Genomic DNA, 25761 nt, shown 5'->3' on the forward strand with positions numbered 1-25761 from the left:
CAAATTTTCCCGAACGCCCCCCTATGGCCTGTACCGGTATTTCTTATCGTAGTGCTAATTCTAATGTGGCGATATACCGATCTGTAACAACTACAGATAAGATAGTTATAATGGGCATCAGTTCGCGATATGACAGACATCATCAAGTGATTCGATAATCATGATAAATATTACTAAAAGATTTTTTAAGCGAATATTTAAGTCACTGTTTTCAATGTATGCGCCTACATTGCTCACATTCTTTTTTGCAATCGCTTTAGTACACTTTTTCCCGGATGGTCCTATATGGCCTGTACCCATCTTTCTGGTATTTATGCTGATTATTTTTGGTTGCTATGTGAAATGGTGAGGCGATCACATGGAATGGTTGAACCTGATGCCGAACCATACTTTAAAAATCTGGAAATGATGTATTTCCTGATAGAGCCGTTATTCATCCGTGCTAATGCACTTAAAGCACAATACGCCTCGGACCGTGAGATTGCAGATATCATCATAAGGATGATTCGATAATTATGATGAATATTATTAAAATGTTTTTTAGGCGTATATTCAGATCAATGATTTCGTATTACGGCCCTTCCGTGCTCACCATAATATTCACGCTGGTGCAGGGTTTATTATTCCCTGATAGCCCAATCTGGCTTATATCCGTATTCTTCCTGTTCGTGATAGTCATTTTTCCTCGATATGTGAAATAGCAAACATCGGGTAAGCACGATTAATGAAAACAGTCCGCCCCGATATCGGGGCGGACTGTTTCACTTTTACGCGCAATGACGGGTCGGCCATTGCGCGTTAGCGGGTCAGAGCGAGATTTTCAGGCGTTTTACCGCTTCTTTCAACTGTTCATCCGTTGCCGTCACAAACGACATTCGCAACGTGCTGCGATCGGGATCGCTGCAATAGAAGAATTCGCCCGGCACAAACACGACGCCATTGCTAAGCGTCTTCTCCAGCCACTGCGTGGTGTTGATACCGTTATTCATTTTGGCCCACAAAAACATCCCGCCCTTTGGCTTATGGAACGTCAGCACGTCGCCAAGCTCCTTTTCAAGCTCGCTGGCAAAGGTCTGATATTTCTGGCGATACGCATCCCGAATCAGGGCAATTTGTCCAGCCAGTCGCCCGGTTTGTAGATACTCGTACGTCATCAATTGCGACAACATGCTGGTATGCAGATCGGTGGTCTGCTTAAGATTTACCACCGCCCTCTTCAGCCATTCAGGCACCACCAGCCAGCCAACGCGCGTGCCCGGCGATAATATTTTCGAGAAAGTCGAGGTATAAACAATATTCTGTTCGTTGCCGATGTCTTTAGCGTGGGCCATTAACGGACGGAAAACGTCAGTGGTGTAATTAATTTCGCTGTAGGGATCGTCTTCAATAATGACGAAATCATAGCGCTTCGATAATTCGACCAGCTTTTTGCGTCGATTCTCAGAGAGCGTCACACCGCCGGGGTTGCCGAAGGTCGGGACGATATAAACAGCTTTAATGGGTTTGCTGGCGGCTAAGTCTTCAAGCTCATCAACGTTCATGCCTTCGCCGTCTGTGCCAACGGATTCAAGACTGGCCTGGGCAAGGCTAAACACCTGCAGCGCAGCCAGATACGTCGGGCGCTCTACGACCACGGTATCACCGGGATTAATTAATGCGCGCGCCAGAATATCCAGAGATTGTTGCGAGCCGGAGGTGATCACCACTTCGTCGGCCTGACAAGAAATGCTCCGGTCTGCACAAATTTGCGCGATGGCTTCGCGTAGCGCCGGATATCCTTCGCTCAAACCATATTGGAAGGCCTCGCCAAAATGGCGCGATAACACGGCGTCTGCCGCGATTTGCAGTCCTTCATGATCGAAAAGGTCGGGGTTGGGAATGCCGCCGCCGAGTGAAATCACGCCCGGCATTTTGCTGTGTTTTAATAGTTCGCGAATGGCGGAGGATTGCAGGCTTTGCACGCTGCTGGCGAGTTTTTGAGTTGTCACGCTACGGGTACCTGGATTCTTTTTGATAGTCACAACTTAGTAACACATGTCTCGGTTCTGGTCATCATTTTCGCGTGCTGTTTGGGGAAAGAGGGCCACCATCAAGGGCAAAAAGCCCGGTTCATGCCTCTTTTCGTAAAGATACGTAAACACCCCCTCTTTTTTTTAGCGGTAAAACCCCCGCCGCAGGCACAGGAGATAAACAAGCGCAGCTAGCTAATAAGCTTCAGTATATCGTAGACAAACGAAGCGTCATATTTTGGCCTTTCCAGCCATTATTTTTCCTTGTTAACCAAAAGCAGCTGAAATTTTAATTCCAGATAGCAGCTAGACTTAATTCATGAACAACAGCGGATACGTTCTGAATCGTATCCATAACGTCACACGAGGGTTAATATATGGCTGAGAAACGCGGTAGTACGGGTAATTTCGCTGAGAATCGTGATAAAGCGTCTGATGCCGGTAAAAAAGGTGGGCAACAAAGCGGTGGGAACTTTAAAAACGATCCGCAACGCGCATCCGAAGCAGGAAAAAAAGGCGGTGAAAATAGTCATGGTGGAGGCCGAAAATCAGATAAATCATAGGCTCACCTATTTTGATTATCGTTATCCGAAAATTAAAGCACACTCTGCGGGTCAGCAGACTCGCAGTATTCTTATTTCCGTGAGGAAGCCCCATGAATATGAAAAGCCTTGAAGATGTCTTCATTCATCTTCTTTCCGATACTTATAGTGCAGAAAAACAATTGACCCGCGCACTGGCAAAACTGGCCCGTGAAGCCTCAAGTGAACCGCTCCGTACCGCATTCAAAAGTCACCTCGAAGAAACTCACGGGCAGATTGAGCGTATTGATCAGATCGTTGAGCAGGAACCGGCTCTCAAAATTAAGCGTATTAAGTGCGTTGCGATGGAAGGCCTGATTGAGGAAGCGAATGAGGTTATTGAAAGCACAGAGAAAAACAGTGTTCGCGATGCGGCGCTGATCGCTGCCGCGCAAAAAGTTGAGCACTATGAAATCGCCAGCTATGGCACACTGGCCACGCTGGCAGAGCAGCTAGGCTATAAAAAAGCCGTCCTGCTTTTGGCTGCAACGCTTGAAGAAGAGAAAGCCACCGATCTTAAATTGACCGACTTAGCCGTTGGCAATATTAATCAACAGGCCGAAAAATAATTTCGATATTATTAATCCCCAGATAACACCAGAACAATAATAGTAAGGAGAATGATCGGCCAGTCCGCCTGAACAGCAGTTCACCGTCTCGCTTTATTTTCTCAGCCAGATGATTTTCTTTTAGGACTCTTCTCGTTTGTCAGATTAAGCAACAGCAACCACACTTAAGCTGTCAAGTCGCTATGCTCTGGAGGTCACAATGAAATTATTATGGGCGCCATTATTTTGTTGTCTGCTTATTCCAACAGCGTGGGCCGACGATAACGGTGGCCTGCAAAAAGGTGAAGCCCCGCCGCCGCCGCACAAGATTGACGAGGGGTATCGCGGCACGGACGACGCGCGTATCATGACCGTGGAACAGGCAAAAACCATGCACGATGGCGCGACCATCTCACTGCGCGGTAATTTAATTGATAATGCAGAAGGTGATAAATATACCTTTCGCGATAAGACCGGTCAGATTGAGACGATCATTCCTCATTCCGTTTTTGATGGCCGAACCGTTAAACCCGATCATATGATCAGCATTAATGGCAGCCTTGATAAAAAAATGACGCCGCCTGTCGTTCGGGTAGATCGCATCCAGAAATAAATAATGTCCTGATAACCTGTCAGGGGCGATGAAGATATATCGTTCTCATATCGCCCCGACGACTTCTGTTAAATCCCCCCCCCCCGCTTCTATACCTACCAATATTTGGGATAACGCATCCCTGCATAATAGCCTCTTTAGGATTAATCCCCCTTTTATTCACTCTGCAATATTTAAACAATCTTACACAAATTCACATTGCATACATTTTGCTTACACAGCACGGAATGTCCGATGATAGCCCGCTCCCCATTAGCCGTAATAATATCAACAGCCACAGGGCTGTCACTCCTGCTTTCTGCCCATGCAGCGGAGCCTGATAATCAATTTATTATTCAGCAGCAACGTCAGAAAGCACTGGAACAGCAACTCACTCCGCCGGTGCCCGATGTGCGGCTTTCCGAGCCGTCATCCAGCTTTGGCAAAATCGCCTTCCCCGCAGAAATGCCCTGTTTCCCTATCGAACAGGTGCAATTAAGCGGTCAGGACGCCCTGCCCCACTGGCTGCCGCTGCAACGTATTGCCGATCAGGCACAGGGGCGTTGTCTGGGCGGGAAAGGCATCAACCTGCTGATGAGTACCCTGCAAAACAGGCTCGTCGATCATGGCTGGATCACCACCCGCGTGCTGGCACCCACACAGGATCTGAAAAGCGGTACTTTAAAACTGGCGATTGTGCCGGGCTACGTTCGCCACGTCAGGCTTACGGATGAGAGCGACGATGACATTCTGCTTTACAGCAGCTTCCCGGCGCATGAAGGCAATCTGCTGGATCTGCGTGATATTGAGCAAGGTCTGGAAAATCTCCAGCGCCTGCCCACTGTTGAAGCCAGCATGGAGATCCTCCCCGGCGAGCAACCCGGCGAGAGCGATGTGGTGATCACCCGTAAGCAGTCAAAAATGTGGCGTCTTGGCCTGTCACTGGATGATGCCGGAACGGAAACCACCGGGCGCTATCAGGGTGGCGTGACGCTGTCGCTGGATAACCCCTTCTCTCTCAGCGACTTGCTCTATGTTTCCGCCAGCCATGATCTGAACGACCACAGCGATAAAGGGAGTAAAAACTACACCGCCCATTACTCCGTTCCCTTTGGCTACTGGACGCTGGGCGTCACGGGCAGTGACTACGACTATCACCAGACGGTGGCGGGACAGAATCAGGATTATCGCTACAGCGGAAAAAGTAAGAACCTGGACGTGCAGCTCAGTCGCGTGCTGCATCGCAGCGGCTCGCAAAAAACCACCTTGACCTGGGACGTGCTGGCGCGCGAAACCCGTAACTATATTGATGATACCGAAGTGGGCGTGCAGCGTCGGCAAACCGCTGGCTGGCGCGTGGGGCTACAGCACCGCCACTTTATCGGCCAGGCCAGCGTAGATGCCGGAGTAAGCTATCAGCGCGGGACCCGTTGGTTCGGCGCGCAGCCAGCGCCAGAAGAGTATTTTGGCGACGCCACCGCGCTCAGCAAAATTATCCAGCTCAACGCCCAGCTCGATTTGCCGTTTGAGATCGGCTCGCAAAACTTCCGTTACAACGTTCAGTATTTGCGCCAGATGAGCAATACGCCGCTGACGCCGCAGGATCAATTTGCCATCGGTAACCGCTGGTCGGTGCGCGGCTTTGACGGCGAGCGCACCCTCAACGCCAGCCACGGATGGTATGTGCGTAACGACCTCGGCTGGAGCACGCCGCTGCCGAATCAGGAACTGTATCTCGGGGCCGATTACGGCGAAGTGGGCGGTTACAGCTCAGACCCGCTGATTGGTCAACATCTGGCCGGCGGCGTGGCTGGCCTGCGGGGTAGCGCCTTCAACACCGGCTACGACCTGTTTGCCGGCACGCCGTTCTCGAAACCGGACGGCTTCCACACCAGCTCGCTCACTCTGGGCTTCAACCTCAACTGGAGCTGGTAATGCGCGTCGGAAACCTGGATATCAAAGCCCCGCTGATCCTCGGCGGTGAAGAAAACGAAGCCGAAGTTCTTGGAGCTACCGTCTGGCTGTGGATGCACTCCCCCATGCATCGGGATGCGCCACTGCATGCTTTACCGACTCTGCTTCTGCCCATCATCAAACGCCAGCAGTACGTGTTGGCGGTGGAGAACGGACGTCCGATTTTCTTTCTCAGCTGGGCCTGGCTCAACGAAGAAGCGGAAGCGCGCTACCTCACGCGCCCGTCGATTGAAATGAAAGAAGAGGACTGGGACAGCGGCGATCGGATCTGGTTTTGCGACTGGATCACTCCGTTCGGCCACACCGCCGCCATGAAAACGCTGATCCGCCACGACATTTTCCCGGATCACTGCTGGCGGGCGCTGTATCACCGTGGGGAAGAGCGCGGTAAACGCGTCGTGATGTTCCATGGCACGCACGTCACCCGCGAATCAGCAAAACACTGGCAACTGAATCACCCGCTCGCCGTCAACCTGCCGGAAGCGTTTAAAGGAACGACCCATGAATAAGAACCTCTATCGTATCGTTTTCAACAAAGCGCGCGGCATGCTGATGGTGGTGGCAGATATCGCCCGTTCGGGCCGCGCCGGTTCTTCGCGCGCAGCAGGCATCGGACATACCCACAGCCGCCTGATCGGTAAAATCAGTGCAATAAGCTTTAGCCTCTGGCTGGCGATGGGCGCGATACAGACGGCGCAGGCCAACATTGTGGCTAACACGGGCGCGCCAAAGAACCAGCAGCCGACGGTGATAAACAGCGCTAACGGTACGCCGCAGGTGAATATCCAGACCCCGTCCAAAGCCGGGGTTTCACGCAATAATTACACCCAGTTTGACGTGAGCCAGAAAGGCGCCATCCTGAATAACTCGCATAAAAATACCCGGACGCAGCTGGGCGGTATGGTGTCCGGCAACCCGTGGCTGGCGAAAGGCGAAGCGAAGGTGATCCTGAACGAAGTCAGTTCACGCGATCCCAGCAAGCTGAACGGCATGATTGAAGTGGCAGGAAAAAAAGCGCAGGTGGTGATCGCCAACCCGTCGGGCATTACCTGTAGCGGATGCGGTTTTATCAACGCCAATCGCGCGACGCTGACCACCGGTCAGGCGCAGATGAACAACGGCAATCTCACCGGGTTCAACGTTGAGCGCGGCGAAGTGGTGGTAGAAGGCGCCGGGATGGATACCTCTGGCGCGGATTACACCGATATCATCGCCCGCTCGGTCAAAGTGAATGCCGGGCTGTGGGCTAACGATCTGAAGGTGACCACCGGGCGCAATAAGGTCGATGCGGCGCATGAAAAAATAATCAAAGGCAGCGAGGATGCAGCCACACGACCGCAGCTGGCGGTCGATGTCGCCAGCCTCGGCGGAATGTACGCCGGTAAAATCCGCATGGTCGGCACCGAAAAAGGCGTCGGGGTGCGTAACGCCGGGGCTATCGGGGCTCAGGCAGGCAGCGTTACCATTAGCGCCGACGGGCGCATCGAAAACAGCGGACGGGTCCGGGCCAGCGACAGCGCCACCGTCCAGACCGCCAGCGCGTTCAGCAACAGCGGCGTGCTCACCGCGGGCAACAATGCGCAGGTGAAAGCGGACACCCTCAACAGCGAGAAAAACAGCGTCCTGGCCGCCGGAGTAAAAAGTGACGGTAAGCTTGCCAGCGCGGGGGATTTACAGCTGAGCACCAGCGGTCAGCTGAAGGCTCACGGGCAGACGCTGGCGGGCGGCAACCTGAGCGTCCGTGGTCAGGGCGTGGATTTGAGCGGCAGCCAGACGCAGGGGAAACGCGTCGTGCTTGACGGCGGCACGGGCGATCTCACCACGACCAGCGCCCAGGTGAATGCCACTGAACTCACCGCGCGCAGCGGTAAACAGCTCAACAACAACGGCGGTTCAATCAGTGCCGATACCCTGACCGTGAACGCACACCATCTCGCCAACCAGCACGGTAAGCTGATCCAGACCGGAAAAAGCACGCTGACAATCAATCTGCCGGGCACGATTGATAACCAGCAGGGGCAAATAGCCGCCACCCACGGCGTCGCGTTGAAAGCGCAATCGCTGAATAACCGCCAGGGGCAGGTCGTCGCGGTGGCGGATAACACTCACGTGGATGCCGGCGCTTTGAATAATGAGCAGGGGCTGATCTCCGCTGCCGCAGGCGATAGCGAAATCCGCAGCAGCCAGGCTATCCGCAATGCCGGGGGGCGAATCGAAGCGGCGAAAACCCAACGCATCGACGCCGCCGGGATCGATAACCAACAGGGGGTGATTGTTGCCGACGGCGCCACCCTCGCACTCAATGCGGGCAGCCTGAATAACCAGTCCGGCTCCCTGCTCTCGCGCGGTGCGCTCAGCGTGACAAACGGCGCGCTGAATAACCAAAGCGGCTTCCTGGCCAGTAACGGCGCACTGACCCTCGACGGCAGTGAGGTTGATAACCGCAGCGGCCAGATCGGCTCCGACCAGAGCCTCAACGCCCGGTTTGATACGCTGCTTAACCAGGGCGGTGCGGTGAAAGCCGTTGGCGACATGACCCTTAATGGCGGCACGCTGGATAACAGCAGCGGCGAAACGTTTGCCGGTAAAGGCCTTACCTTCACCGGCGATACCCTCAATAATACCGCCGGACAGCTGGCGGCGGGCGATAGTCTGACCCTGACGCCAGCCAGTCAGGTGATCAACCAGGCCGGGCTGTTGCAGGGCAATGGCGTTCGGATAAGCACCGTCAGCCTCAGCAATGGCTCCGGCACGCTCAACAGCCTGGGATCGCTGGATCTCTCCGCCGGCACGCTCGACAACCAGGCCGGTACGCTGGCGGCAAAAGGGACCGCCGATATTGCGGCCACCACGATGGATAACCGCAGCGGCGGGCGCGTCATCGGCGAATCCACCACTGCGCTTCACTCGGATAACCTGCAAAACAGCGGCGGTCAGATCCAGTCGGTGGGCGATCTGCTGCTCGACAGCGCCCGCGGCGTGGTGGATAACGTGTCCGGCTTAATTCGCGGCGGTCAAAGCGTCACGCTGAACGCAGTGAACTTCGTCAACCAGAATACGCTCGGTGAAAATCAGGGGCTGGAAGGCCAGCAGGTGACGCTGAATACCGACGCGCTGGACAACCAGAACGGGAGTCTGCTGGCCGATAGCGCGCTCACAATTCGCAACAATGGTACGCTGAATAACAGCGGCGGTGCGCTGGCCTCTTCCGGCCTGCTGGATATCTCGGGCAACGGTCTGGACGTGATGAACCAGGGCGGCACGGTGAAGGCCGGCAAAACGCTGAACCTCCACGCGCAGAATATCGACGGCAGCGGCCAGCTGTTATCGCTGGGTGATATGGATCTGAGCAGCGCAAACAGCGTAAACCACAGCGGCGCGACCATCGCCAACGGCAACCTCACCTTCAGCACGTCGGGCGATCTCACCAACAGCGGGAAACTGCTGGCAGGCAGCGCGCTGAACGTGCAGAGCGCCAGCCTCACTAATACGCTCAGTGGCGAAATCAACGCTGGCAGCAATACGCTTAACACCACCGGCACGCTGGCGAACTACGGCCTGATTGATGGGATCCATACTCGCATCAACGCTGACACGCTGAATAACATCGGCACCGGGCGCATCTACGGCGACGCGGTGGGCGTCAACGCTATCACCTTTAATAACCTCGCAGAAAACGGCACGGCGGCCACGCTTGCCGGACGCGAGCGCGTGGATCTGGGCGTGCAGACGCTGAATAACGTTGACCACGGGCTGATCTACAGCGCAGGCACGATGTTGATTGGCGGGGCGTTGGACGCTAACGGCGCCGCCACCGGACGCGCTGCGGCAATCAATAACCACAGTTCAACCATTGAGTCCGCCGGGGATATGTCCATCGCCGCCGGACAAATCAACAACATCAATGACCATTTCTCCACCGAAATCGTGCTGGTTTCGCAGGAGCCGCTGACCGAATATCAGCACTCCGGCTCCACCAACCGCTGGAAGGCCGGTGACGAAGGCGTCTGGGTGGATGGCAACTCATCCGACGGACTGCGCAATCTCAATACGCCGGAACTGAGCGGCCACGGACACGACGATTTCAACCAGTACACCTATACCCGTACGATTGAAGAGACCCGCATCAAAGAGAGCGATCCGGCGAAAATTCTCTCCGGCGGCAATATGACCCTGACGGGCGATCGGCTGTTTAACGACAAGAGTCAGATTGTCGCTGGCGGTACGCTCTCTACCGAGGCCATGGGCTCGGTGCTTAACGACGATGTGCCCGGTGAGCGGCATACCACCGACGCGGGTTATGTCACGCATTACTACCGCATTCGCCACAAAGGCGACGATGAACAGGGCCGTCGCACCACGGCTTACACTCCGCCTACGGCGATTCAGAGCATTGCCCTGAAGCCGGGCCAGCTGGTGAGCAACGGCAGCGTCGAAGGCAGTCAGCTGAACATCACGCCGCGAGTTTTACAGGGAACGGATACGGTGATTGGTCAGGCGGCGGGTGTCAGCGCTTCGCCACAGCAGACCGTCTCGCCGGGCGAACCCGTGACGCCTCCTGCGGGTCAGCAGTTTGAAGTGACGCCTGCCGACGGTGCCATTCGTATTATCGGGCCTAACACCACGCTCCCGGACAACAGCCTGTTTAAGGTGAATCCGTCATCGGACGTCCCGTATCTGGTGGAGACGGACCCGCGCTTCACCAACGAGAAAAAGTGGCTCGGTAGCGACTATATGCAAAACGCGTTGACCGCGAATAGCGATACCACCCTGAAACGTCTGGGCGATGGCTATTACGAGCAGCGGCTGGTGCGTGAGCAGGTCATTGGTCTCACCGGTCAACGCTATCTTGATGGCTTTAGCAATGATGAAGACCAGTTTAAATCGCTGATGGATAAAGGCATCACCTTCGGGAAACAGTATTCCCTGAAGCTCGGCGTGGCGCTCACGCCTGAACAAATGGCGCTGCTGACCGGCGATATCGTCTGGCTGGTCAATACCCGGGTGAAAATGCCGGACGGCTCGATGCAGACCGTGCTGGTGCCGCAGGTCTACGCCAAAGTGAAACAGGGCGATATTGATGGCTCCGGCGCACTGATTGCCGGGAATAATGTCTCGATGAAGCTGAATGGCGATCTGTTTAACAGCGGCACCATTGCCGGGCGCAAGGTGCTTCAGCTTGATGCAAACAACATCACCAACCAGACCGGCACGCTTCAGGCGGCGGACGTGAATCTGAACGCCCGCACCGACATCGACAATATCGGTGGCGCTATCGTCGGCGGCAGCAGCCTGCTGGCCAGCGCAGGCCGTGATATCAACGCCACCAGCACCGTTAACAGCGCAGAGAGAGTTAACGGTGAAAATCGCTTTAGCCGCACCACCATCGACAGCGTGTCCGGTATTTACGTTCAGGATGACAATGGCAAGCTGGCCCTGCAATCCGGTCGCGATATTACGCTGACAGGGGCGCAGGTGATCGCCAGCGGCGAGAATGGCAAAGCGCAACTGGTGGCCGGACGTGACGTCAATCTGAACACGGTGGCCACGGCCCGCAGTGATAATCTGATCTGGGATGCGGATAACACGCTGAAACAGAGCAGCGTGGAGCACAACGGTAGTAGCATCAGCGGCAGCGGCGGCGTGACGCTGGCGGCAGGAAATGACATCAATGCCCGCGGCGCGTCAATCACGTCTGACGGCGCGCTGGCGCTGGGTGCGGTCCGCGATATCAACATCGAAGGGGTCCTCAACGAAAACCAGCTCGACGAGCGGCATAAAGTGGTGGGCGGTAACGGCTGGATGTCGAAAACGACCCGCACCACCCGCGATACGGTGGATAAACAGACCGTTCAGGGCAGCGAACTGAGCGCCGATTCAGTGAAAATTATCGCCGGTAATGACCTGACGGTGGCGGGAAGTAGCGTCGTGGGTACCGGGAATGTGGCGCTCAAGGCCGGGAACGATCTGACCCTCACCACTATGGGCGGGCGCAATGATGAAACGCATCTGAAGCAGGAGAAAAAATCGGGGCTGTTAAGCTCCGGTGGGATTGGCTTTACCGTCGGGTCGCATAAAGAGACAACCGATCGGGCCAGCCAGGCGAAAGCCGGTCAGGGCGCACTGGTGGGCAGCCTGCAAGGCGACACGGTTCTGCTGGCGGGCAACGACTACCGACAGACCGGCAGCAGCGTCTCCTCGCCAAACGGCAATGTGGCGATTCAGGGCAAAAACGTCACCATTGAGGCGGCACAGGATACCTGGGCCTCTCAATACAAACGTACCGTCGAACAAAAAGGATTCACGCTGGCGGTGAACGTGCCGGTGGTGATGGCGGTTCGCGGCGCGCTGGAAACCGCACAGGACGTGGGCAAAAGCAACGACGACCGCATCAATATGCTGGCCGCCGCCAACGCCGCATGGGACAGCGCCCGTGCCGCCAGCGCGATGATGAACACCGCGCAGGGGCTGATGGCGAACGGCGCGCAGGCCGCGGCGCAGAACGTGAGCGTGTCGCTCACCTATGGTCAAAGCAAACAAACCAATACCGAAGAGACCCGCAGCACCACGGCTCTGGCAAGCAAAGTGAATGCCGGAAAACAGGCGGTCGTGGTGGCGACCGGCGGCGAGCAGTCGGATATCAATATTGTCGGCTCCGACGTGAGCGGCAAACAAGGCACGACGCTGTTCGCGGATCACGATGTGAACATCGTGGCGGCAAAACAGGAGCGTCACGAACGCAGCGATAACGCGTCCAGCGGCTGGAATGCCGGCGTGGCGGTGAGCTACGGCCAGGGCGGCGCCTCGTTTGGCGTTACCGCCGGGGCAAACGTTGGCAAAGGCCACGGCAACGGTGACGACGTCTCCTGGCGCAACAGCCACGTTGGCGATATGGACGGTCAGACCCGGATTATCAGCGGCGGAACCACTACCCTGCGCGGCGGTCAGCTGTTGGGCAAAGGGGTGGATATTACTGCGGATAATCTGAATATCGAAAGCCTGCAGGACACCATGAAATACGACGGCAAGCAGATGAACGCGGGCGGCCAGGTGACGGTCGGCTTCGGCTTTGCGGCATCAGGCAATTACGGACAGTCGAAGGTCAATGCGGATTACGCCTCGGTGCAGGAGCAGTCCGGCGTCTTTGCGGGGGCCGATGGCTATAACATTAACGTTAAAGACCATACGGATCTGCAAGGTGGCCTCATTACCTCCAGCGAGAGCGCCGAGCAGACCGGTAAAAATCAGTTCAGCACCGGCACGCTGAGCTGGAGCGATATTCATAACCGTTCAGAATACGAAGGCAATGGCTTTGCCGTGGGCGGCTCAATGAGCATGAACACCGATATGGGGCTGGGCGATAACGCCACGCCGCAAAGTAGCAAAACGGTGCTCAACGAAAATGGCGCTCAGGTCCCGGCGCAGGGGTATGCCTCACTGGATAAAAACATGACCTTCGGGATCGGCCATGACAGCGGCAGCGACAGCTCTGTGACCCGAAGCGGGATCAACACCAGCCATATCACCCTCACGGATCCTGACGGACAAACGCAGCCGATTGAGGGCATTAAAACCGATATCACCACCGAAACGGCCGCCGCAAACTCCGGCAAGCTGGAGAATAATTTCGACAAAGACGACGTGTTTAAAGAGCTGAATTTGCAGGTACGCGTGACGCGTGATTTCAAAGAAAATGCAAATCATCAGATTGGGCAACTGCTGGACGCGCAGCAGGCGACGGCACAAGCTGCGTTGAAACAGGCGATCGAGTCCGGTGATAAGGCTAAGCAACAAGACGCGCTGGCGGCAGTCTATAAACTGCAATATCAGCGCCGCTTCCTGCAAACACTGGTTGGCATCGTCGCCGGATCGCCTGATACCGCCATCACTCAGGGCACGCTGGCAATGGCCGCGACCAAAATGCGTGAAGAGACCATCAAAAACTCGCTGCTCTTTGACGGCATAAAAGACACCAAAACCTCCTACAGTAATGTTTCAGGAGAGAGTAATGGTCTTTATGATGGCATTAAAGCTGGCGGTGTTCGGGTGGGTCTGGATGTTATCTGTGGCAAAAAAAATCAACGCTGCGCGACAACTGATGACGCGGGCAAAAATCTTCTGCGTGATGAAAATGGCAAGGTCATTTATAAAGGTACAACCGAATACCCGACCATTGATGCTTTCCTGGAAAAGAGCCCTGAAGCGGCAAGCCTCTTTGGACCTACCGGTGGATTCCAGGGAACCGGAGGATTGCTGGAACCCTTTGGCGAATACAAGGCGGGCACGTTCTGGGGCGATATTGGTGACACCATCGTAGAGTCGTATGCCGGTACGCATGATTATATCGGAGGTCAATTGCCTGGTTTTTATGACAGCGAAGGGAATACTTCCCGCGGGCGCAACACCTTAACGGAAAAAGCGGCCAATACCTGGACTATCGTCGCTATTCCGCTGGCCACGCCTTTCGCCATGACCGAGATGGTTTCACCCGAGTTACTGGACTTTATCTTTAATGCATCCAAATGAGGTTAGACAATGACATTACGTCGCGGCTTACTTTTGCTTTGTCCTCTTTACCTAAGCGGATGCGTTGTTGCCGATCTGGATTCGAGCAATTATCAGTATGTTCCCTATGTTCAGACCATCCAGAAAAAAGGCCATCTCGGACAGACCAATACGGTGCAGCGAAAACAGGATCTTTACGCGTGTGGACTGGACAGGGCGATTGATCCTGATACGCAGCCATTTAATCGCAATCAGCTTGTCGGAGGAGAAACAATGGAACAGCACGACAAGCGAATAGCCCATCTTGAGAATTGCATGATGGCTAAAGGCTATGTGTTACTCGATTTTGGTCAATGTGGCCCCCTGAAAGCCCCGACCGGAAAATGTAATTAAATGAACAAAAAACCCACCGGATTATGCCCTAAATAAAATCACGCCCCTCCCCTACTAATATAGGGGAGGGATAAACCAGGAATATTCCGGTCTTTAGGATTAATCCCCATTTCATCCCCTGCCAAAAAAACCAACAATTTTAACCGCTTTATTTGCCATGGAATATCCATGACCTCTTTGCCGGAATTAACCGGCGTGAATCACCCCAAAAACGGCACAAGGATTACGGAAAATGAAAAAAATATCTCTGGCAGTATTCGTGGCTGCGAGCCTTGCCAGCGGCGCGGCTTTGGCGGATAACCAGACGGTTTCTGTTGGCTATGCACAGAGTAAGGTTGAGAACTTTAAAAATATTCGTGGCGTCAACGTTCAGTACCGCTACGAGTGGGATTCTCCATTGAGCGTGCTGGGCTCATTCACTTATATGAGCGGCGACGACGACCAGAAATATTATGTCGATTCTGATTCAGTGAAAAACCACATCGACGTGAAATATTACTCTCTGATGGCGGGTCCGGCGTATCGTATTAATGAATACGTTTCTCTGTATGCGCTGGGCGGCGTGGCGCACACTAAAGCTGATGTGGATACCAAATGGGTAAACGCGGGCGACGGTTATACCCAGAAAGACAGCCTCTCTGAAAAATCGACCTCTTTCGCGTATGGCGCGGGCGTGCAATTTAACCCAACCGCCGAACTGGCAATTAACGTGGGTTACGAGGGCACGAATGCCGATATCGACGGCAGCCACTCGATCAACGGCTGGAATGTGGGTGTCGGTTACCGTTTCTAATCCTGCGCTGCCCCTCTCTGTGCGGGAGAGGGGATTTTGTCGTCACATGCTAAACAACGTGATTACAGAGGTTTATCGACCGCGATCAGCACGAGCATCGGGCGTTCAGCCTCTTCTGCCAGCGCAGGCCAGGCGTCAATCTGCGCCTGCGTCGGCCCCCATTCGTTGACTTCACGAAGAGCCAGTCCAGCTTTCACCAGCGCATTCAGCGTCGTGCCAAGCGTGCGGTGATATTTGATCACCCCCTCTGCCAGCCAGTTGCTGACGCGCTGTCCCTCCTGCTGATACTGATTCACGCCCCAGAAGCGCTCGCCGTTATCATCCGTCAGCCAGCCCTGACGCGAGGCGCAGGTGTAGATCGGATGCTCCATCGAAAAGACCAGGCTACCGCCGGGCTTAAGCGCACGCTGGATATGGCCAAACAGGGTATCGAGCTCAGGCAGATAATGCAGCGCCAGCGAGCTGTAGACCAGATCAACGCTGTTTTCTTCCAGCACCAGCGACTCCAGATCGCTGCGCTGATAATGAATAGCCGCATCAGGGGTTAACTCCGCAGCGCGGGCAAGCATCTTTTCAGAGATATCAACGCCCGTCACCTGCTCGGCGCCCATCTCACGCGCACTTCGGCAGAACCAGCCGTATCCGCAACCTAAATCAATCACTGATTTGCCGTTCAGATCCGGCAGCATGCTTTTCAGCGCAGGCCATTCCGGCGCGCCATCCAGCCCCTGCTGCGAGCGCGGAAGCTGCGCGTAGCCCTCAAAAAACGCCGGATTATCATAGATATTTTGTGCCATCGCAGATCCCTCTTTGTGAATATGCATAGCAGTATACTGCATTGTCGGGCGGCGGTTTCTCCTTCACCGGTCTGATGCCCTCACCCCGACCCTCTCCCACAGGGAGAGGGAGAAAACACTAAAAACGGTCACTGGCGTGGCCGTTTTGCTTTTGCCTTGTGCGGCCTGATGCCCTCTCCCACGGGGAGAAGGAGAAGTGCCACTACCGCCTGTTTTCCGGCGTTCACTTTATCCTCTCCCACGGGAGATATGTATATTATCCCACCGTCCCCCAGACCAGATTGCCGTTATGGAAGGTGGCGGTACGCGGCGAAATTCGCGCTACGGCTTCGGCAGAACAGGAGGCATCCACCAGCACAAAGCTGGCGTCGTCCTGAGCCTTCGGCCAGATGCGTTCGCCTTTGTCGTTCAGCGGTAAGACATCGCCGGTGGCAATCCCCAGCGCACGCGAGAGCGTCTGCTCGTTCGGGCGGATGTAGAGCTGCGCATACAGATTCGCTTTTTCCAGCATGTCGCCCAGACCGTACGGCGACCAGTGGTCAATCACGCTGTCGGTCCCGGTCATCACGAATACGCCTTTGTCGCGCAATTGCTTGAGCGGCATATGCAGCGTGCCAATCGGGACGGTGGAAGCGATAGTGATCTGCTGCGCCGCCATGCGTGTGGCGAGCTGATCTACCTGCTGCTCGTTGAGCGTCGCCAGCGCAAAGCCGTGGCTGATGGTCAGTTTGCCCTTCAGTTCCGGCGTTTTCTCGACCGTTTCCACCATATAGTTCACCGCCGCCACGCCCGCCGGGCTGGTTTCGTGCAGGTGAATATCCACGCCTTTGTCGTAATCCAGCGCGATCTGGAACATGAGATCAAGAGACTTTTCCATCGCGCCGTCAACGTTCGTTGGGTCCAGCCCGCCGACATAGTGCGCGCCAGCCTGCATCGCCTCGCGCATCAGCGGTTCGCATTTTGACAGCAACAAACCATGCTGCGGAAAGGCGACGATTTCACAGTCAAAACCCGACTTACGCCGCGCCAGCACGGCCTGTAAATTCTGCAAATTTTTAAGACCGGAAGTCGGTTCGATATTGCAGTGGCTACGGGCGATGGTGGAACCTTTGGACTGAATCAGATCGATCAGTTTTTCCGCTCGCTCCTGGGTATACGGCTGCAGTTCCGGCAGCAGCTTTTGCTCCAGGCGAATCATATCCTGGATGGTCGTCCCGGCCGGACGATTCAGCGATCGCCACGGGCCGCCGTAAAACGTTTTATCCAGGTGGATATGCATATCCCGCATCGCCGGAAGCAGCAATTTTCCGCCGGCATCGTAATGCGGCAGCGTGCTATCCGCGTGGCTTTGGTTATCGCGCAATGCGCGGATTTTACCGTCCTGGATCTCCAGCGTTTTCAGCTCGGTGCGGGTGCTCACCGCCACGTCGCCCTCAAAGTGGAAACCGGACTCCAGCAGTACGTTGTCCAGATAGTAGTGTTTGGCGGTGATGTTCATCGGTTTGCCCGTTTCGCAGATCGGTTTAGCGGAATCGGCAGCATACGCGACGGAACCGGTCGCGCCAAACAGCGCGCAGGCAGTGACCATTTTGCCGCTCTGGCTGATAAATTCACGGCGGCTTTTATTCTCATTCATCTTATCTTCCTTTTGTTACGCATTCACAATGTGGGTGCCGGTCTCACCGCGCAGTGCTGCGGGCAGGCAGTCTGGCGAGGTAATCACCACCCGTTTGCCGCCCTGATGGAGGAACGCAAGGCTGGCAACAATCTTTGGCAGCATGCTGCCTGGCGGGAAATGGCCCTCTTCCATATAGCGCGTCATTTGCGCCACATTTACCGTGTCCAGCGCCTGCTGGTTCGGCTTGCCAAAGTTGACGCAGACTTTCTCCACGCCGGTGGTGATCACCAGCACATCGGCGTGGATCTCCCGCGCCAGCAGCGCTGTCGAGAGATCTTTATCAATCACCGCATCCACACTCTGATAATCGCCTTCTTTAGTGCGGATCACCGGAATCCCGCCGCCGCCAGCGCCAATCACCACAAAACCTTTTTGCGTCAGCGTCTTGATGGCGTCCGCTTCGACAATACGGATCGGCTGCGGGGAAGCCACCACGCGACGGTAGCCGCGCCCGGAGTCTTCAACAAAATGCCAGTCGGGATGAGCGTGTTGCAGTTCATCACGCTGAGTTTCGCTAAAGAAAGCGCCGATGGGCTTGGTCGGATAGGTAAAGCCTGGATCCTGCGGATCGACTTCCACCTGGGTGACCACCGTGACCGCTTTTTGCTCACCGCGCGCCGCAAGGCGATTGTTCAACGCCTGCTGGATTAGATAGCCGATCCCGCCCTGGGTGTCGGCCACGCAGTTGGCAAGCGGCGTTAAGGGTAGCCCTTCGCGCTCATGGGCGATCTCTGCACGCCTGAGATCGAGACCCACCTGCGGGCCGTTGCCGTGGGTGAGGACGATGTCGTAGTCAGAGGCGAGCATTTCCAGTACCGACTCGGCGACGGCTTTTACCGCCTGCGCCTGATCTTCAATCGACTGGCTGGCGTTATCTTTGATAATGCTGTTGCCACCGATGGCAACGACCATGAGTTCTTTCATACGTTTTCCTTTATCACGGTGCGGTATGTTTCCCCTCACCCCTGCCCTCTCCCCAAAGGGGCGAGAGAGTAAAAGCCCGCTCTCACCATGGGGGAGAGGGAGTAAAAGGCCCCTTCACACCGTGGGAGAAGTTTATCGTCCCCTCTCATCTTGAGCCGGGGCAGCTAACGTCCCCTCTCCCCTGTGGGGAGAGGGTTAGGGTGAGGGGAAAGGTTTTAAGCTTCAGAAACCGGCGCTGCAGCGCTCGCCAGTTCACGGCTATCAAGGAAGTGCTTCACCACAAACATGCCGCTCATCATCAGGTACGCCGTCACGAACATCAGCGAGCTGCCTTCGGCAAATCCGACCACCGGGGCGTGAATGACGCCGAACAGCGCCAGCAGTGCACCCACCGCCGCGGCAATCGCCCCGCGCAGCGGTTTGTTGATGATGGCGAAAATCGCGATACATCCCCATAACATGCTGGCGAGCGGTGCGCCGTTGCCCAGATGCACCAGCCCTTCGTAGTAGATGCCTTTGCTGTGGAGTACGTCGGTGCCAATCTTCGCCGCGTTGGTGCCCGCCGCCCCCATCACGCTGTTCATCATGGTGAGCGCCCAGTTGGCAATCCACGGGAACAGGCAGATAAAGATGACGGGAACCTCCACTTTCGGCGTTTCCCTCACCACCTGGTTGGCGGTGACCACGCCGATAAACACCAGAATCGGCACGATGGCGGTCATCGGAATGATGGCGAGCATAAACGCCCCCAGCCCGAACAGCGGCACAATGAACATCGTTACCCCGGAAGCCAGCGTGTAGCCGATGCTGGCGCCCATCGCTTTCCATCCCGCGTGGCCGACATAAACCGTCACCGGGAACGGATTGCCCATCAGGCAGCCGAGCATCGAAGCCAGACCGTTCGCCAGCATCACTTTGCGGGTCGGGTATTCATCTCCCGCCGCGTGGGCGCTTTCGATGTTTTCCAGGTCAAAAATGTAGTTCGCCAGCCCCAGTGGAACCGCCGAGGCCAGATACGGCAGCGCATGCGGCAGACCCTGCATGAAACTGTCAACGTGGACTTCTGGCGGATTGAAGCCGAACGATGACATCGACGCTTTGATCGCGTCCGGGCTTTGCAGACCGGAGATCCACGCCAGCGCGGTTCCGGCGATCAGCAGCAACAGACCGGTCGGGATGCGGGCGAAGATCGGCTTTTTGCCAAACCAGTTGATGAAGATCAGCAGCAGCACGATGAAGGAGACCGTCGGCGCTTCAAACGCCTGCAGCATCGGGTTCATCGCCAGCAGCAGCAGACCCAGCCCGGACAAACAGGACAACAGCACGGTGCGCGGGATCATCTTGCGGATGGTTTCGCCTAAAAACGAGCCGCCCGCCAGAATCATCGCTTCAACAAAACACCACACCAGGCCAATCTGAATGGCGAAATCCGCGTCGCCGGTCTGCTGATAAACCGGCATCAGCACCAGAAAGGTGACGGTAAAAATTGACGGTGCGCTGGGACCAGACGGCAGCGCCGTCACATCCGTGCGCCCGGTCTGGCGCTGCATCTGCAGGCCAAACCACGCGTAGCAGATGCTGGCCACCAGTACCGCCAGCCCGAAAGCTGGCGCGATACGTCCATAAACAATCTCTTTCGGGATGCCGACAACAAAGATGAGCAGCCCCATCATGGTCAGCAAATTGGTCAGGTTGTTGGTCATTAGCCCGAAATAGGCCGCCCAGTCACCTCTTTTCCACTCCAGTTTCATGCTTTTCATGGATGCTTGCCTTATAAAAAGTAGCGATCGCGGAAGGTCAACAGCGCCTTTTCAAAACAGCTAAATGGCGGGTGGACAATGCCCGCCCCAATCATGCCGATGCCCGCGTCTTTGTGGGCAATCGCCGTATTGATCACCGGCAGAATGCCGCTTCCGGCGACGCGGGTAATATCAATTGCGGTCGGGATGCCCATAAACGAGAGCAGCGGAATGGTGACGTTCGGGTTTTCGCCGAGCGTGATTTCACGCATCTGGCGCGAGAAATCGATCGCTTCGTCCACCGTGCCGCCCACCAGCGCGACAATCGCCGGGGCCGTCGCCATCGCAAAGCCACCGATGCCGTAGGTTTCGGTGATCGCGCTGTCGCCGATATCCAGCCCGGAGTCTTCTGGCTTGTAACCCGCAAACATCGGGCCGATCACCTGCTGTGCAGGCCCGGTAAACCACTGCCCCGGCAGGCCGGAAATGCGCAGGCCGAACTCGTAGCCGTTGCGCGCCATGGTGGTGACGACGGTGCTGAATTCGATACCGTGTGCCGCATCCAGCGCGGCTTTACACATCGCCATCCACGTCGGGCCGGAGAAGTAGTCGCTGCTGGCGACAAACTCAAACACCTGACGCTGCTGCTCAACCGGATAGCCGGCCTGAATCAGCCCTGGCGTTAGCGCCTGAATCAGCAGGGTTGTACCGGCATTGTTGCGGTTATGACACTCGTCGCCCATGTGCAGCGCCTGCGCCAGCATTAAGCGCAGATCGATTTCGCCGATGATTTTCATCGCGTCGCGCAGCATCGGGCCGAGTACGTCACGCATCCAGTTCAGACGCTCGATCACGCTCCGATCGTTGGCCCCCATGCGCAGAATTTTCGCCATCTGTTCACTGAGGTTGGTGAACGCGCGGTTGCCGTAGGTTTTGTTCTCGACGATATGCATAAACATCGACGCCGAGGTGACGCCCGCCATTGAGCCCACGCAGTCGTGTTCGTGGCACGGCGAGAAGGTAATTTTGCCGGAAGCGGCCAGCCGCTCTGCGGCGTCCAGATCGTCAGCCAGCCCTTCAAACACCAGCGCTCCGGTGACTGCGCCGCGCATTGCACCGCACATGTTCTCCCATCCCACCGGTGGCCCGGCGTGCAGAATGGTGGTGCGGGTCATACCCGGGACCACGTTGATGGCCTGGTCGTAGCCCACCAGCACCGGATGAGACTGAATGATGCGCTCCAGCGCCAGTTTGTTGGCGGCGGCGATTTTGTCCGACAGCGGCGATAGCGCTAACTGATCCAGCGCTTCCACCACCTGCATATTGCCTTGCCCCGGCGGCGTCCAGTCGAGCTGCGTGACCGGAACGTGCTGTTTTTTGAGATCGTCGCTGAACATCGCAATACCGACGTTAATCACGTTCAGCGGCTGGTTAAATAAGGTTTTCATCAGGCGTTCTCCCCTTTGCAGACAAATTCACGCGCCAGTAATCCGGTATTGGTGCTGCTGCTGGCCCAGATGACGCCCGCATCGGTGAGCAACTGGCACTGCTGCGAAAGCGACGGTGTATCCAGATCGGTACCCAGCACGTAGCCGAGGATCTCCAGCGGGCGGTTGTCCGCTTTGGCGATGGCCTGCGCCTCCCTGATGGCGTCGATCATCACCCCGACCGGATCGTCGTGAGAGCCGAAGCCGAGGACGAAATCCATCACGATGACGCCCACTTCGGGATCGCGCGCCTCCTGTAACAGACGGCTGATGCGGTTGGTCGGGTCGATCATCGGATGCGGTTTGCCGTTGGTGAAATCGTCATCACCAAAATCGAGGAAGGTGTGCGCCTGGCTTCGGTTGATATCGGCTAAGCGTCTGGACGGGTCGGGCTGAATATTGCTGTAGACGTCGTCGAATTTTTCCAGCGCGGCGAACATGGCTTCGTCGCACAGCGTGCCGCCGCAGAACAGGCCGCGAATGTATTTTTGCTGTGGAGTGAGGCGCGCGCGCACTTCTTCAATCAGCGGCCAGTTGAGCGGATGCAGATCGAGAGACTCTTTTTTAATCCCCGTCAGCAGTACCGCTTTCAGCGCTGCCTCTTTGGTGGCACGTGCAAACTGCAGCCCGTCTTCATCGGCAGGCGGGGCGTTGCGGCCCAGGAAACAGACCACCACCGGTTTGCGACAGGCGCGGGCGCGGGCCAGCACTTTTTCGGCGACTGACGGCGCAGGCGGCTTGGAGATCAGCGTGATCACCTCGGTTGCGTCGTCGGCTTCAAGCATCGCGATGGCGTCGAACATCATCAGGCCGCCGATTTTCTCACTCAAATCGCGTCCGCCAGTGCCGATAAGCTGGGAAATCCCGCCGCCAAACTCATGAATTCGCGCGCTCAACTCCTGGCTGCCGGTACCGGACGCACCGACAATCCCAATCGGGCCGCGACGTACCGCGTTGCCAAAGCACAACGCCGCCCCGTTAATGATGGCCGTGCCACAGTCGGGTCCCATCATCAGCAACCCCTTTTCATGGGCCAGGGTTTTGAGCGCCAGCTCGTCGTCGAGTGAGACGTTATCCGAGAACAGCATGACGTTAAGATTATTTTCCAGCGCCTGTCGCGCTTCGCGGGCGGCGAATAAGCCGTTGACGGAAATTACCGCCAGATTGCTGTCGGGGCGGTGCGTTCTGGCGCTGGCGATCGTGGCATATCGCGCTTCATGACTGCCGCCGCGCTCTTTACGGGTAAAGAGATCTTCGATTGCCGCCAGCGTTTCGTCATTCGCCGCGTCACCTTTAATGACAATCATCAGATCGCCGTTTTTAGCGTCCTCAAGTTCCGGCGTCAGCAGACCGAGGTTTTTTAATACGCCTTTATTCATTTCCGTCGCCATCGCCACAAAGGCCTGCTCAACGCCTGGCAATGTGTTCGCTTTGGTGGAAACCGACATTAATGAGACTGAATCAAAATAAGTATTCTTTTTTATCACGATTTTGGTGGGCATGATTTCCTCCCGAATTCGGGCAAAAGGGGGCCGCCATCATGGTTAATGACATGATGGAGAAGGTGATATTGGTTATTTCAGGCAAGCCAGAGTCGGCCTGCCAAATCAGTTATGCGCCAGCAGCAAGCAGCAGTTCGGCAATGGCGTGATAGCCTTTTTCACGCGCCAGTTCGAGCGGCGATTTGCCGTATTTATCGGTCATGTGTGGATTGGCGCCGTGGTCGAGCAGCAGTTTGACGATCTCCTGCTGTTTTGGCCCGCCGTCATTGAGGACAATCGCTTCCAGCAGCGGCGTCCAGCCAACGAAATTAGTATGGTTAACGTTGATATCGGTATGCGTCAGTAATTCGCGCACAATCTCAACGTGCCCTTTTTCGCTTGCCGGGGTAATCCCCACGCCGCCAAAGCGGGACAGGCGATCGAGATCGGGGTTGGCAGGCAGAACAAGTCGCAGCAGGGTTAAATCATCCGTCAGACAGCTAATTAAGAACGGGTTAAAACAGGTCTGATCCTGGTGGTCAATATCCGCACCGGCCGAGATGAGGTATTCAACGCATGAATAATGCTTTTTCAGACTGGCAATAATAATAGCGGTTCTTTTTTGACGGTTGGTGGCATTGATATCCACGCCTTTTGCCAGGCAGGCTTTGAGCGCCTCCGTATTGCCCTGCTCTGCCGCCAGCAGAAATTCAGTAACGAGTTCATTTGCAGACATATAAAGACTCCGATGTTTTCATTTCTGATGACCTGAGAATAGCAACAGCCCTGTAAGAAAAGAATCCGCTTAAATATCATTCATCGTAAGCTTCGTGATTATTGAATTAAAATTAACAATCAAGCCAGAACGTGCGTGGGTGCAATATTTTCCTTATCTTTGGCGCGCTTTTTCTTCGCAGAAGCGCATTCTGCTTATGGCTCGACATCCCTTGTCAGACGCGGCCTGAAAGAAAATAGCAGAAGTGTGATTCTGTTCAAATGAGTTGTAACCGCAGTGTTAAATTTTGTTCAAAACTGATTGCTGTAAGAGGCGATTACAAATAGATTCAACAATGGCGCAGCGCCATGTTGCACAGAGTGAGCGATATGAATTCTATTTTCACTGAAGAGAACCTGCTGGCGTTTACCACCGCCGCGCGGTTCGGCAGTTTCAGCAAAGCGGCTGAAGAGCTGGGCGTGACCACATCCGCCATTAGCTACACCATCAAACGCATGGAAACCGGGCTGGACGTGGTGCTGTTCGTGCGTAATACCCGCAGCATTGAGCTGACCGAATCCGGATTTTACTTTTACCGCAAAGCGACCGATCTGCTGAACGACTTTCACGCCATTAAGCGCGGGATTGATACCATTTCGCAGGGGATCGAAGCGCGAGTGCGGATCTGTATCAACCAGCTTCTCTATACCCCGCGCCATACCGCAAGGCTGTTACAGGTCCTGAAAAAGCAGTTTCCGACCTGCCAGATCACGGTCACGACCGAGGTGTATAACGGCGTCTGGGATTCGATTATCAACAACCAGGCGAATATCGCGATTGGCGCACCGGATACACTGCTCGACGGCGGCGGAATTGATTACACCGAAATTGGGGCGATACGTTGGGTGTTTGCCATTTCCCCCCAACACCCGCTGGCGTTTGCGCCCGAACCCATCGCCGAGAGCCAGCTGCGTCTGTATCCCAATATCATGGTCGAAGATACGGCGCATACGATTAATAAAAAAGTGGGCTGGCTGTTGCACGGTCAGGAGGCCATTCTGGTCCCGGACTTTAATACTAAATGTCAGTGTCAGATTCTGGGCGAAGGGATTGGATTTTTGCCGGAACATATGGCCAGAGAGGCGGTGGAAGATGGGCTGCTGGTCACGAGGCGGATTAATAATCCACGCCAGGATTCCCGCATGCTGCTGGCGACGCAACATGCGGCTACCGGCCAGGTGACCCGCTGGATCAAACAGGAGTTTGGACCGAAAGGGGTTCTGACCGGAATTTATCGCGATTTACTCTTCCGCCATTAAAGCGATTAATTGCGGGTCTGCACCCAGAATGCGTGGATAAGCCCGGGGATGTAACCGAGCAGCGTCAGAATGATATTCAAAATAAACGCCCAGCCGAAACCCTTGCCAAGCAGCACGCCCAGCGGCGGTAAAATAATGGTAAAAACAACACGCCAGAAACCCATACATTCTCCATACAAGCTAAACAGGTAATTGTAAAAAAAGAGATTTATCTCTAAGCGTAGCC

Annotated in this window: 19 protein-coding genes; 10 read left to right on the top strand and 9 right to left on the bottom strand. The window is 55.6% G+C overall.

The window, feature by feature from the left end; translation table 11 throughout:
• The first annotated feature begins 285 nt into the window (after positions 1-285).
• Positions 286-513, top strand: a complete 228-nt coding sequence (locus SOM82_RS15565) for a hypothetical protein (RefSeq protein ID WP_320461346.1) — start codon at positions 286-288, stop codon at positions 511-513.
• A gap of 293 nt (positions 514-806) precedes the next feature.
• On the opposite strand, the gene SOM82_RS15570 is transcribed toward SOM82_RS15565, so the two are convergent.
• A complete protein-coding gene (locus SOM82_RS15570; RefSeq protein ID WP_320461300.1) occupies positions 807-1988 on the bottom strand; it encodes an aminotransferase-like domain-containing protein in 1182 nt (393 codons plus the stop codon).
• A gap of 398 nt (positions 1989-2386) precedes the next feature.
• On the opposite strand from SOM82_RS15570, the gene SOM82_RS15575 reads away from it, so the two are divergent.
• From SOM82_RS15575 to SOM82_RS15610, 8 genes are all read left to right on the top strand, one after another.
• Positions 2387-2572, top strand: a complete 186-nt coding sequence (locus SOM82_RS15575) for a con-10 family general stress protein (RefSeq protein WP_154128840.1) — start codon at positions 2387-2389, stop codon at positions 2570-2572.
• A 92-nt stretch (positions 2573-2664) separates the two neighbouring features.
• Complete coding sequence (locus SOM82_RS15580; protein WP_320461299.1) at positions 2665-3159, top strand: YciE/YciF ferroxidase family protein; 495 nt, start codon at positions 2665-2667, stop codon at positions 3157-3159.
• A gap of 199 nt (positions 3160-3358) precedes the next feature.
• On the top strand, positions 3359-3751 hold the full coding sequence (locus SOM82_RS15585) for a YdeI family stress tolerance OB fold protein (protein ID WP_154128838.1): 393 nt from the start codon (positions 3359-3361) through the stop codon (positions 3749-3751).
• Positions 3752-3985: 234 nt separating this feature from the next.
• A complete protein-coding gene (locus SOM82_RS15590) occupies positions 3986-5665 on the top strand; it encodes a ShlB/FhaC/HecB family hemolysin secretion/activation protein (protein ID WP_320461298.1) in 1680 nt (559 codons plus the stop codon).
• Complete coding sequence (locus tag SOM82_RS15595; RefSeq protein ID WP_320461297.1) at positions 5665-6213, top strand: toxin-activating lysine-acyltransferase; 549 nt, start codon at positions 5665-5667, stop codon at positions 6211-6213. The genes SOM82_RS15590 and SOM82_RS15595 overlap by 1 nt, the downstream gene beginning before the upstream one ends.
• The gene (locus SOM82_RS15600) at positions 6206-14230 is read left to right on the top strand and encodes a two-partner secretion domain-containing protein (RefSeq protein ID WP_320461296.1); all 8025 of its coding nucleotides are present in this window, start codon (positions 6206-6208) and stop codon (positions 14228-14230) included. Before SOM82_RS15595 ends, SOM82_RS15600 begins: the two co-directional genes overlap by 8 nt.
• Before the next feature lie 9 nt (positions 14231-14239).
• Positions 14240-14602, top strand: coding sequence for a hypothetical protein (locus SOM82_RS15605; protein WP_320461295.1), 363 nt, complete (start codon positions 14240-14242; stop codon positions 14600-14602).
• 232 nt (positions 14603-14834) lie between these two features.
• Positions 14835-15395, top strand: a complete 561-nt coding sequence (locus SOM82_RS15610) for an Ail/Lom family outer membrane beta-barrel protein (protein ID WP_154128833.1) — start codon at positions 14835-14837, stop codon at positions 15393-15395.
• 62 nt (positions 15396-15457) lie between these two features.
• Here SOM82_RS15610 and SOM82_RS15615 read toward each other — a convergent pair whose 3' ends face one another.
• The 7 genes from SOM82_RS15615 to SOM82_RS15645 all read right to left on the bottom strand — a co-directional run bounded on the left by SOM82_RS15615 (position 15458) and on the right by SOM82_RS15645 (position 24237).
• Positions 15458-16192, bottom strand: a complete 735-nt coding sequence (locus tag SOM82_RS15615; RefSeq protein WP_320461293.1) for a class I SAM-dependent methyltransferase — start codon at positions 16190-16192, stop codon at positions 15458-15460.
• A 256-nt stretch (positions 16193-16448) separates the two neighbouring features.
• Entirely contained in the window at positions 16449-17828 is a 1380-nt protein-coding gene (locus SOM82_RS15620; protein ID WP_320461292.1) for an amidohydrolase family protein, read from the bottom strand.
• Positions 17829-17843: 15 nt separating this feature from the next.
• Positions 17844-18794, bottom strand: coding sequence for a carbamate kinase family protein (locus SOM82_RS15625; RefSeq protein ID WP_320461291.1), 951 nt, complete (start codon positions 18792-18794; stop codon positions 17844-17846).
• 215 nt (positions 18795-19009) lie between these two features.
• A complete protein-coding gene (locus tag SOM82_RS15630) occupies positions 19010-20554 on the bottom strand; it encodes a xanthine permease (RefSeq protein WP_154128829.1) in 1545 nt (514 codons plus the stop codon).
• Positions 20555-20565: 11 nt separating this feature from the next.
• A complete protein-coding gene (locus SOM82_RS15635; RefSeq protein WP_414672127.1) occupies positions 20566-21981 on the bottom strand; it encodes a YlbE family protein in 1416 nt (471 codons plus the stop codon).
• The gene (fdrA, locus tag SOM82_RS15640; RefSeq protein WP_320461290.1) at positions 21981-23522 is read right to left on the bottom strand and encodes an acyl-CoA synthetase FdrA; all 1542 of its coding nucleotides are present in this window, start codon (positions 23520-23522) and stop codon (positions 21981-21983) included. Before fdrA ends, SOM82_RS15635 begins: the two co-directional genes overlap by 1 nt.
• A gap of 109 nt (positions 23523-23631) precedes the next feature.
• Positions 23632-24237 (bottom strand): ankyrin repeat domain-containing protein, encoded by a 606-nt coding sequence (locus tag SOM82_RS15645; RefSeq protein ID WP_154128826.1) that lies wholly within the window; start codon positions 24235-24237, stop codon positions 23632-23634.
• Positions 24238-24605: 368 nt separating this feature from the next.
• Between SOM82_RS15645 and SOM82_RS15650 the strand changes: the two genes are divergently transcribed.
• Entirely contained in the window at positions 24606-25535 is a 930-nt protein-coding gene (locus tag SOM82_RS15650) for a LysR substrate-binding domain-containing protein (RefSeq protein WP_154128825.1), read from the top strand.
• A gap of 5 nt (positions 25536-25540) precedes the next feature.
• Here SOM82_RS15650 and SOM82_RS15655 read toward each other — a convergent pair whose 3' ends face one another.
• Positions 25541-25699: a YqaE/Pmp3 family membrane protein gene (locus SOM82_RS15655; protein WP_154128824.1), complete on the bottom strand. Its 159-nt coding sequence runs from the start codon at positions 25697-25699 to the stop codon at positions 25541-25543.
• Positions 25700-25761: the final 62 nt, after the last annotated feature.

This window comes from Lelliottia sp. CFBP8978 (assembly GCF_034046055.2).
Lineage (GTDB): Bacteria > Pseudomonadota > Gammaproteobacteria > Enterobacterales > Enterobacteriaceae > Enterobacter.

What these genes read in the sequence shown, in the direction of transcription:
- SOM82_RS15565 (WP_320461346.1), top strand. Translation starts at nt 286, where the DNA reads ATGGCCTGTACCCATCTTTCTGGTATTTATGCTGATTATTTTTGGTTG.
- SOM82_RS15575 (WP_154128840.1), top strand. Translation starts at nt 2,387, where the DNA reads ATGGCTGAGAAACGCGGTAGTACGGGTAATTTCGCTGAGAATCGTGAT.
- SOM82_RS15580 (WP_320461299.1), top strand. Translation starts at nt 2,665, where the DNA reads ATGAATATGAAAAGCCTTGAAGATGTCTTCATTCATCTTCTTTCCGAT.
- SOM82_RS15585 (WP_154128838.1), top strand. Translation starts at nt 3,359, where the DNA reads ATGAAATTATTATGGGCGCCATTATTTTGTTGTCTGCTTATTCCAACA.
- SOM82_RS15590 (WP_320461298.1), top strand. Translation starts at nt 3,986, where the DNA reads ATGATAGCCCGCTCCCCATTAGCCGTAATAATATCAACAGCCACAGGG.
- SOM82_RS15595 (WP_320461297.1), top strand. Translation starts at nt 5,665, where the DNA reads ATGCGCGTCGGAAACCTGGATATCAAAGCCCCGCTGATCCTCGGCGGT.
- SOM82_RS15600 (WP_320461296.1), top strand. Translation starts at nt 6,206, where the DNA reads ATGAATAAGAACCTCTATCGTATCGTTTTCAACAAAGCGCGCGGCATG.
- SOM82_RS15605 (WP_320461295.1), top strand. Translation starts at nt 14,240, where the DNA reads ATGACATTACGTCGCGGCTTACTTTTGCTTTGTCCTCTTTACCTAAGC.
- SOM82_RS15610 (WP_154128833.1), top strand. Translation starts at nt 14,835, where the DNA reads ATGAAAAAAATATCTCTGGCAGTATTCGTGGCTGCGAGCCTTGCCAGC.
- SOM82_RS15615 (WP_320461293.1), bottom strand. Translation starts at nt 16,192, where the DNA reads ATGGCACAAAATATCTATGATAATCCGGCGTTTTTTGAGGGCTACGCG.
- SOM82_RS15620 (WP_320461292.1), bottom strand. Translation starts at nt 17,828, where the DNA reads ATGAATGAGAATAAAAGCCGCCGTGAATTTATCAGCCAGAGCGGCAAA.
- SOM82_RS15625 (WP_320461291.1), bottom strand. Translation starts at nt 18,794, where the DNA reads ATGAAAGAACTCATGGTCGTTGCCATCGGTGGCAACAGCATTATCAAA.
- SOM82_RS15630 (WP_154128829.1), bottom strand. Translation starts at nt 20,554, where the DNA reads ATGAAAAGCATGAAACTGGAGTGGAAAAGAGGTGACTGGGCGGCCTAT.
- SOM82_RS15635 (WP_414672127.1), bottom strand. Translation starts at nt 21,981, where the DNA reads ATGAAAACCTTATTTAACCAGCCGCTGAACGTGATTAACGTCGGTATT.
- fdrA (WP_320461290.1), bottom strand. Translation starts at nt 23,522, where the DNA reads ATGCCCACCAAAATCGTGATAAAAAAGAATACTTATTTTGATTCAGTC.
- SOM82_RS15645 (WP_154128826.1), bottom strand. Translation starts at nt 24,237, where the DNA reads ATGTCTGCAAATGAACTCGTTACTGAATTTCTGCTGGCGGCAGAGCAG.
- SOM82_RS15650 (WP_154128825.1), top strand. Translation starts at nt 24,606, where the DNA reads ATGAATTCTATTTTCACTGAAGAGAACCTGCTGGCGTTTACCACCGCC.
- SOM82_RS15655 (WP_154128824.1), bottom strand. Translation starts at nt 25,699, where the DNA reads ATGGGTTTCTGGCGTGTTGTTTTTACCATTATTTTACCGCCGCTGGGC.